The organism is Fructilactobacillus sp. X3R5C2, from assembly GCF_059901175.1.
This window is the reverse complement of record NZ_JBWXVC010000048.1, coordinates 1-248: the sequence shown is the minus strand read 5'-3', so window position 1 is coordinate 248 and position 248 is coordinate 1. Positions and strand designations below refer to the sequence as shown.

The window sequence follows — 248 nt, the reverse complement described above, 5'->3', positions numbered from 1 at the left end:
AGGTTGCGGCGCCCGAGTTTGTCACCGAGGTAACCACATGTGATCGCCCCTAATGGCCGCGCTGCCAGACCTACGCCGAAGGTCGCCAAGGAAGCGAGCAGCCCTGAAGTCGGCTCCATTGCGGGAAAGAACAGTTTCGGTAGCACGGTCGCGGAAACAGCACCGTACAGGGTGAAATCGAACCACTCCAACGCTGTACCAATGGTGGCGGCTGTCACCGCCTTTTTTGACATCTGACTGTCTGCAAC

General features: G+C 58.5%; 1 pseudogene. It reads right to left on the bottom strand.

What is annotated here, in order from left to right:
- Positions 1-233, bottom strand: a pseudogene (locus AC6UD4_RS07375) (MFS transporter); the annotation flags it as partial.
- Positions 234-248 lie beyond the last annotated feature (15 nt).